An 8,248-nucleotide genomic window follows, 5' to 3' on the forward strand; every position below is an offset into this window, starting at 1 on the left:
CCTCATCTTTTACAAAATCTGCGACACTTTTTGAAGACTCTACATTTATACCAATTTCTATCAATAGGTCTAATTCTTCATTAACTTTTTTCATTATCTCTTGTCTATCCTCATCAAACTGTTTGAGTAACAAGTGGCAATGAGTATCAATAAAATTCAATTTATTTACTCCCTTCTCAAAATAGAATACACTATCTTCTAAAATTATACAGATTGAGACCAACTTCTGAATCAAATTTTCTATCTACAGTGCCATCTATACTTTCAACTATTATTTCTGCGGTTCCACTAACTATTGCAGAATTCAAATGTCCACCATATGAACGAAGATCAGAATCTGAGATAATCACATGTAAGTGCAAATAAGTCTCTCCATTCATAGTAGTTATATTACCTGTGAGATTCAAAATTTCAAAATCTCCTTTAAACTCTTTTGAATAGTATTTCTTCTCATGGGTATTGAACAAACCAATAGTTATAGCGTTCGTTGAACCTAAACCATATACAGTGCCTAATTTTATTGAATTTTTTGTACAAAAGTCTTTCAAAGTTGAAAATATTTCTTCTCCCTTATCTAATCTAACTATGTATTTACTACCAAATTTAGCAAAATCCATTCGATACTCCCCCTTCAATTAGATTAATGAAAATCATACCACACATTTGTTATGATGGCTTTAAGCAAAAGAAAAACATTATAAGGGTGCTTTATTAATTTATAATTAATAATTTATATGGTAAAATATAAAAGAAGGTTTAAAATTCTCTCAGGCTACGGAGCAAAGGGGTAACAGGATCCCTTCCTTAATGGACGTGGAACGGGTTGAAAGGGTGGGAAAATCACTTCCCTAGATGGGTTGGGAGCATTTGCCGCAGTGTGCAAAAAATGTTTTTAAATGATTTTGACCTTGATTTGGGGTTTTTAAGGGGAACCCCCTTAACGTTCGGCGCTAATAAAAGAAGGAATTTGCTTTTAAAAAGGTTACAGGTCGAAAGGAGAAAAAAATGAAAAAAACGTTTGTCTTTGATTTGGATGGTACTCTTTTAAATTCTGAGGTAAGAATTTCACCAAAAACATATCAAGCTTTAAAAAAATTAAAAGAAGAAGACCACCTTATAATAATAGCAAGTGGAAGAATGTATGCATCGACCATGTACGTCGTTGAAAACTTTCTCCCTTTTTTGAAAGGGAATGTGATTATTTCCTCTTACAACGGAGGATATATAGTGGATCACAATGAAAAAGTAGTTTTTGAAAAGGGTGTTTCAAAAGAAAGCACTGTCAAGTGTATAAAATTCCTTAGAGATCTTAATATCCACAGGCACATCTATATAAACGATAAACTTATTTCAGAAATAGACGATAAAGAGATTAGAGATTACTCTAAACACTCCTTTGTTGATTATGAGCTGGTAGATAATTTAATAGCTGAAATAGAAAATTCGTCTCATCCAACATTAAAGATATTAGCTATTGGAGAGCCTGATAAAATAGACCTCGTTAAAAAATTGGCGGAAAATGAGTTCCAAGGAGAGTTTAACCTCATGAAATCTTGGAATACTTATTTGGACTTTATTCCTTACGGTGTCTCCAAAGGGAATAGTTTGAAGATAATTTCAAAGATGTATAATTTAGATCCCAATACTCTATACGTTTTTGGTGATTCCGAAAACGATATAGACATGCTTGAATTAACAAAAAACAGTTTTGCCATGGGAAACGCCACAGAAGATGTAAAAAAAGTAGCAAATTATCTGTTACAAAGTAACGATGAGGACGGTGTGGCATATGCTATTGAAAAGATACTGGCTGATGATCTCGATAATGTTAATATTTAGCTTTACTTTTGGAAGTATATACGATATAATAAAAGAAGATAATCAAATAGTTGGAAAATTTTTTCATACTTTAACCGATATTGAAAATGCTGAAATAGACCCAAATTACATGGTGGGGTATTTTTTGGATTTAAATGAGATAGATCCAGAACTTTGTTATTTGGCGTTAGGAGCAGTTAGAAACTTTTCTTTAATTCAGGATTTTTCGAGAGAATTAGGTTATCACCTTAAAAATTTGGGAATAGATTTTGTTGTGTTCGGTAATTTAATGGTTTTGGAAGAAGATGCAGACGATCATTTAATGTATATTGGAAATTCACCTTATTTGATATCTGAAATAATTTACAGAATGATAAGAGGGTTAGAAACAAGTGGAATCACCCCTGTAATCATTATAACATCCAAAGACGATAGAAATGCTACGCAATCTTTACTTCAAAAGAGTGGATCATTTTACACTTATTCAGATCAAATAAAAAATGTGGATCTTTTTTTTGATGGTAATAATCTTTACCTTCAGAAAAACAATCTATTTTCACTTCCGTGGAATTACGGTAAAGGTACTCTTGAAGAAACAATTCAGGAAATTTTTAACAATAGCATCGTATTAACGGGATGGCGCGAAGAAGGAGAAAACTTACTATACAGAAAAATAAATACTACAGATTTAAAATCAGTAACGTATTTTTCTAAATCGGTTGAAGAAAGTGCGAGGAAAGTTTTTTCTGGTGAATTACAACCTACCGGAAATAAAAATTGGTGAACGTTCTTTCATTATTTCTTAGGGGGGCTAAAATTGAAAAGTATTGGTTTAGATACATCTGGAAAAATGATTGTAAAAGGACCTCAAAAGGCAAAAGGCACTTTAACCGTTTCTGGATCAAAAAACGCTGTGCTACCAATTATGGGAGCATCCTTACTCACCGACGATGATATTGAGTTAAGGAATGTCCCTGATTTAGCCGACGTAAGAACCATGATTGAAATACTAGAAAGTGCAGGAAAAGTAATAGAACGTTTCGATGATCAATTGATAATTAAAAGTTCAGGTAATATCAATTCTGAGATTCCATATGAACCCGTAAGGAAAATGAGGGCATCTTTTAACGTGTACGGTCCATTAACCCTCAGAAATGGTTATGCAAAAGTTGCACTTCCAGGCGGATGTTCGATCGGTGCAAGACCAGTGGACTTTCATTTAGAGGGTTTAAAAAAGCTTGGAATTGAAAGTACGATAGAACACGGTTTCGTAACCAGTAAATTGAACCTTCCTAACAGTTTTATAAATATATCCTTGCCTTTTCCAAGTGTTGGAGCTACAGAACACGTTTTGACAACCGCTTGCTTGTTGGAAGGTGTAAATACAACAATCACCAACTGCGCTATTGAGCCAGAAGTGACTGATCTAGTAAACTTTTTAAACAAAATGGGTGCTAAGATTACAGGTGGCGGAACCTCAATATTGAAGATTGAAGGTGTCAAAAAATTATCGGGGGTAAAATACACCATAATTCCTGACAGAATTGAAGCTGGTACCTATATCATACTAGGTAAACTCATAGGCGAAAAACTAACCATAAAAAATGTATCTGCTGAGCATCTAAATAGTTTATTCTCAGTATTTGATAATATAGGAAGCCCAGTAGATTACGACGAGAACAAAAGAGAAGTAAAAGTAGCAGTAACTCTTCTCAACACATTGAACAGTATTAGCATGGAGACAGCCCCTTTCCCCGGATTTCCAACAGATTTGCAGCCCCAGATTACAACCTTTTTATCTTTGATTCCAGGAAGATCTACAATAACCGAAACTGTTTTTAAAAGCAGATTCTACCATATTGATGAGTTGAACAGAATGGGAGCAAAGATCAGGGTAGAAGACAATACCGCTATTATAGAAGGGGTAAACAAATTATCAGGAGCACCTGTAGAGGCAACAGATCTAAGAGCCGCCGCTGCCTTACTTATAGCTGGGCTCGTTGCAGAAGGTGAAACAATTATCTCGAATGTGGATCATATCTTTAGAGGATACGAAAACATACACGAAAAATTAGAACAAGTGGGTATAGAATTAATTTACGAAAAATAAATACTTTTTAGTTTTTAAAAAAGCTGGCTTTAAAAAGCCAGCTTTTTGGTTTATCAGTTATCTTAGAATTCAAATTCAGCTTTGAGATATAGATACCAATGTAAGTCTGCTAACGCAGCTGCTCCTACTAAATTACCATCGGCGTCCAAAACTTCGTTACCTAAGTGAGCTCCAGCTGTCATATTGTCAGTTAAATCATAAGAAACTTCACCCATATATGCAATTGGATTTTCTGCTTGTTCTCCATCTTCGAAGAAATAGTAAACATCGGCACCTAAAGTTACAGGAACTTCAGCCACACCATAGGTTAAATATCCATGAGGGATAATAGATAATGTACTTGCGAAGTCTGTTAAATCAGCAATTGCAACAGGTACCTCTACTCCTGCTAAACTTTTATCGGAAATAGCGTATTCAACGGTTGGAGTAAGATCTAAAGCAAACACAGGCGATGACACTTCTGATAAATCTATTGCTAATGTATCAGTTAAATCAACTGTTAATGGTGTTGCGAGATAGCTTAAATCTACTCCTGCTGTGACTTCTTGTGTGTCAGCCCAACTAACTGCGCCATCAGCATCGTTACCATATTCTTCTTCATAAACAGTTTCTAAATTATTCTGCCATGTGAAACCAACGTGAGGTGTAATTGTTATTGGTTCCATTATGTATGGGTATTTATAAGCTGCGTCTACCCTATATGCCGTAGCAGATGAGGCCTCGCCAGAATCATCGAAATTCAACATGCCAAAGACTAAATCAGCACTTAACTCACCTGGAACTGGTACTTCCGTAACTTCTCCTTCAACGGTAACTCTGTTGTTGGTAGCATCTTCAAATTTAAAAGCTCCAGCAACAAGTCCTTTTACTCCACTTACATCGAGATCGTAACTAGCACCTAAAATCCAGTCTTGGGGAAGAGCGAAATCTCCTGTAGCATGCTCGGTAACTTCTCCAAGTGCTCTATCTGCTAATACTAAGTTGACCCCGTAATCGGTTAAGCCAAGTTTTAATGCACCTTCAGCATCAGTGAAATCTCCGTTAATCGTGTAAGTGCTCAACCCAATAACATTAGGTTCGAATCTTAACAACCATGCTTCTTCCTCATATTGAACAAAGTCCAAACTCAATCCAGGCGCAACACTTGTTACAACATCTGTAGGATTAAAATCAATGTCGTAAACTGGAGTTGATTCAGTAGTTACAGGTGAAAATGTAAAACCTGCTGTTAAAGTTGCCGGAAGAGTCGTAGTAAAACTAACATCAATACTGAGATCCGGGTCCAACACCTGTTCAATATCCAATGCACTTTCATCCATCTTGAATTCAAAACCTGCAGTTCCACTAACATCAAATGCTGGCTCTACTGCAAAAAGCGCCAGTGAAGCAAAAACTACCAACAAAGACAATAAAACTTTCTTCATACAAAAACCCCCTTCTACTTTTGATTTAATTTTTTAAAGAATCCTTTCTATTATAGCAAACATCCACAGTACTTGTCAATACAAATCAAACATTTCATAGTATTTATTGAGGCATGAAGATGCCAACGGCACCTAAAACAACTCCCAAACCAGCCACTAACCATAACATTGTTTTATCTTGCGCTTTTGCTATTTCTTCGTTTTGCGCTTCTACTTGTTGACTTAACTCCATTATTTTAGCTTCATTCGAAGCGGCCTTTTTGGAAAGATCTGGTAAAGCCTTAACAAACATTTGATTTTGCTGAGCTAGAGTTTTTACATCTGCTAAATCTTGAGACAAAGATGTGATTTGTTCTTCATTTGTAGATACCCTGTTGGTTAATTCGTCAATCTTGTCGTAAGTATCGTATTTGAGATTCAAATGTTGCTGTGCCATAGTTGTTTTGAATTCTTCGAGTGAGGCTACCCTTTCTTCATTTGAAGCCACTTTCTGTGAAAGTGTAGGTAATGCTTTTACAAACATTTGATTTTGTTCCGCCAAACTCTTTGTTTCTTCTACAGTTGCCTCTAGCTGACTAACTGTTGCCTTTAAACCAGCTACGTCCTGACTAACTGCCAACAGATCAGTCTCTAAAGCATCTCCTATGTTTTTGGCTCTGTAGGCTGTCTTTTTAACATCTTGATATGTTGCCTGCAGATCGGATAAAAGATCATCCGCTTGCAACTGCTCATTCAGTGAATTAAACTGACTTTCAACGTTATTTACTTTCTTTGAGAGATCTCCTACTTTGGCTTCCAAATAGGCTAAATCGCTAGTCTTTGCGATTTCAGGAGAGTTCTCTAAATAAGTTACCAACCTCGACATCCAAACTGCTGCATCCGCTCTTGTTAAAGGCTCATAACCTCTAAATGTTGGTTCGTCTACAGGAATTACACCTTTTTCTACCAGCTTCATAACGTAATCGTAGGCCCAATGATCTTCTCCTACATCAGTGAAGCCGAGTGAAAAGGCAGAAGCCACAAATACCATTACTACAAAAAAAGCAAGTGTTTTCTTCATTCTTCCTTACCCCCTTTTCTGAATTTGATTTGATAAAAAACTACGTCTTTCAAAAACCCGTCACTCTATTATACTATATTTAAAGAAATTTTGCAAAATCTATTTAATCTTTTTTATTTTAAAATAACTCTTTTTCCCAACTCTTAATATAGCTCCATCTTCACAATCAACGACATCTTTGAAATCCTTTATTTTTTCGTCGTTTATTCTAATGGCACCTTGCATTATAGCCCTTTTCATTTCACTGTTGCTATCGTAAACGTCGGTCTTTGAAACTATATCTAAAATCGTTTCTCCACTTTTAATTTGAATCTCTGGCAAATCGTCAGGCATTTCTCTTTTTTGGAAGATTGAGACAAAGTTTTGTTTGGCTTTTTCTGACTCATCTTTATTATATAACAAAGTAACTATTTCTTCTGCCAAAATCATTTTAATATCTCTAGGGTTCAATTCTCCACTTTTCATTTGCTCTTCAATTTTTTTTATTTTATCTTTTGGAGTATCTGTTAAATATTTCATATACTTAATAATAAGATGATCAGGAATAGACATAACTTTACCAAAAATATCTTGTGGAGAATCGTTAAAAGCTATATAATTGTCATAACTTTTACTCATCTTTAAGTATCCATCTGTCCCTTCAATCAATGGCATTGTAAGCACTACTTGTGGTGATTGGTTGAACTCCTCTTGGAGCTTCCTGCCCACTAAAAGATTGAAAAGTTGGTCTGTACCTCCAAGTTCCACATCAGCTTCGATGACAATAGAATCATACGCTTGGGCTATAGGATACAAAAATTCAGATATACTTATAGGCTGATTTTTTTTTAACCTTTTACTGAAATCGTCTCTTTCTAGCATTCTTGCAACTGTGTATCTTGATGATAGGTTAATTACATCAGCAAAAGATAATTTGGAAAGCCATTCACTGTTAGATTTTACCACAGTTTTATCACGCTGGAGTATTCTAAAAGCTTGTTCAACATATGTCTTAGAATTTTCTCGGACTTCATCTTCAGAAAGTAAAGGTCTAGTTTTTGATCTTCCAGAAGGGTCACCTATTCTTGCGGTAAAATCCCCTATTACTAAGTAAACTATATGACCTAACTCTTGAAACTGTTTTAACTTTCTTAAAACAACTGCATGTCCTAAATGAAGATCTGGCCTTGAAGGGTCCACCCCCAATTTTACTTTTAATTGGCCTTTTTCTCTTATTTTGCTCAAAAAATCTTCTGGTGTAATAAGATCGATGGAATCTTCTTGTATAATTTTAAGTTGGTCTTCAGGGCTCAAATATTGGATCCTCCTTTAAGCTATTATCCAGGTTACCAAAAAACAATTGATCATGAAAAGTATACCAAAAGTTAGAGCAATTTTGGAGGTTTTATCTAACCCTTTCTCTCGTCCAAAATTGGCAGCCGAACCTCCTGCACCAAACGCCCCACCTATTTCACTATTTTTCTGCATTCTTTGCAGTGCAAAGTAAATTACGCCTAAGGCTAAAATGATATGAATAATTATAAGCAAGACACCTAGAAAACCCATAAATTTCCTCCTCTTTATTGCGTTGAATATCAACAAAAATTTATAATTCTTTTTTTATTATATCATACGAACTAACGTTATGCAAACCTTTTTTAAATTTCTTAAAATAGAGAAAAACGAAGTTTTTCTAGCTTAATCGATAATAATTGCCCATAATTGCCTGTAATCAAGAATAATTTGATTAGCTTTTTTAAATGCAAAAAGGTAAAATAAGATTGAGTAAAAAAAGGAAACGGTTCCTTATGGGCAGGGAGGGGGAAAAGGGTAAGAACTCTTTTATCCTTATGGGTG

9 protein-coding genes are annotated in these 8,248 nt (G+C 35.0%); 3 read left to right on the forward strand and 6 right to left on the reverse strand.

Annotated elements, in window-relative coordinates:
• Positions 1 to 191: 191 nt before the first annotated feature.
• Entirely contained in the window at positions 192 to 617 is a 426-nt protein-coding gene (locus AA81_RS00370; RefSeq protein WP_103078305.1) for a PPC domain-containing DNA-binding protein, read from the reverse strand.
• 388 nt (positions 618 to 1,005) lie between these two features.
• On the opposite strand from AA81_RS00370, the gene AA81_RS00375 reads away from it, so the two are divergent.
• The 3 genes from AA81_RS00375 (at position 1,006) to murA (ending at position 3,928) form a co-directional block, all read left to right on the forward strand.
• Positions 1,006 to 1,839, forward strand: a complete 834-nt coding sequence (locus AA81_RS00375; protein WP_103897866.1) for a Cof-type HAD-IIB family hydrolase — start codon at positions 1,006 to 1,008, stop codon at positions 1,837 to 1,839.
• Positions 1,790 to 2,602: a hypothetical protein gene (locus AA81_RS00380; RefSeq protein ID WP_103897867.1), complete on the forward strand. Its 813-nt coding sequence runs from the start codon at positions 1,790 to 1,792 to the stop codon at positions 2,600 to 2,602. The genes AA81_RS00375 and AA81_RS00380 overlap by 50 nt, the downstream gene beginning before the upstream one ends.
• A gap of 66 nt (positions 2,603 to 2,668) precedes the next feature.
• On the forward strand, positions 2,669 to 3,928 hold the full coding sequence (gene murA, locus AA81_RS00385; protein ID WP_169999564.1) for a UDP-N-acetylglucosamine 1-carboxyvinyltransferase: 1,260 nt from the start codon (positions 2,669 to 2,671) through the stop codon (positions 3,926 to 3,928).
• Between the two features lie 62 nt (positions 3,929 to 3,990).
• Here murA and AA81_RS00390 read toward each other — a convergent pair whose 3' ends face one another.
• The 5 genes from AA81_RS00390 to AA81_RS14375 form a co-directional block, all read right to left on the reverse strand.
• A complete protein-coding gene (locus AA81_RS00390) occupies positions 3,991 to 5,352 on the reverse strand; it encodes a hypothetical protein (RefSeq protein ID WP_103897869.1) in 1,362 nt (453 codons plus the stop codon).
• Between the two features lie 103 nt (positions 5,353 to 5,455).
• Entirely contained in the window at positions 5,456 to 6,412 is a 957-nt protein-coding gene (locus AA81_RS00395; protein ID WP_103897870.1) for an S-layer homology domain-containing protein, read from the reverse strand.
• Between the two features lie 99 nt (positions 6,413 to 6,511).
• Entirely contained in the window at positions 6,512 to 7,705 is a 1,194-nt protein-coding gene (gene tyrS / locus AA81_RS00400; protein WP_103897871.1) for a tyrosine--tRNA ligase, read from the reverse strand.
• A 15-nt stretch (positions 7,706 to 7,720) separates the two neighbouring features.
• Complete coding sequence (gene secG, locus AA81_RS00405) at positions 7,721 to 7,957, reverse strand: preprotein translocase subunit SecG (protein WP_103076947.1); 237 nt, start codon at positions 7,955 to 7,957, stop codon at positions 7,721 to 7,723.
• 101 nt (positions 7,958 to 8,058) lie between these two features.
• Positions 8,059 to 8,248 (reverse strand): hypothetical protein (locus AA81_RS14375; protein ID WP_211292611.1); only part of this gene is annotated, 190 nt, incomplete at its 5' end.

The sequence above is a fragment of the Petrotoga halophila DSM 16923 genome (assembly GCF_002924615.1).

Bases quoted from the DNA above. Each gene is read 5' to 3' on its own strand.
- AA81_RS00380 (WP_103897867.1), top strand. From the start codon at position 1,790: ATGCTATTGAAAAGATACTGGCTGATGATCTCGATAATGTTAATATTT.
- murA (WP_169999564.1), top strand. From the start codon at position 2,669: ATGATTGTAAAAGGACCTCAAAAGGCAAAAGGCACTTTAACCGTTTCT.
- AA81_RS00370 (WP_103078305.1), bottom strand. From the start codon at position 617: ATGGATTTTGCTAAATTTGGTAGTAAATACATAGTTAGATTAGATAAG.
- AA81_RS00375 (WP_103897866.1), top strand. From the start codon at position 1,006: ATGAAAAAAACGTTTGTCTTTGATTTGGATGGTACTCTTTTAAATTCT.
- AA81_RS00395 (WP_103897870.1), bottom strand. From the start codon at position 6,412: ATGAAGAAAACACTTGCTTTTTTTGTAGTAATGGTATTTGTGGCTTCT.
- AA81_RS00390 (WP_103897869.1), bottom strand. From the start codon at position 5,352: ATGAAGAAAGTTTTATTGTCTTTGTTGGTAGTTTTTGCTTCACTGGCG.
- secG (WP_103076947.1), bottom strand. From the start codon at position 7,957: ATGGGTTTTCTAGGTGTCTTGCTTATAATTATTCATATCATTTTAGCC.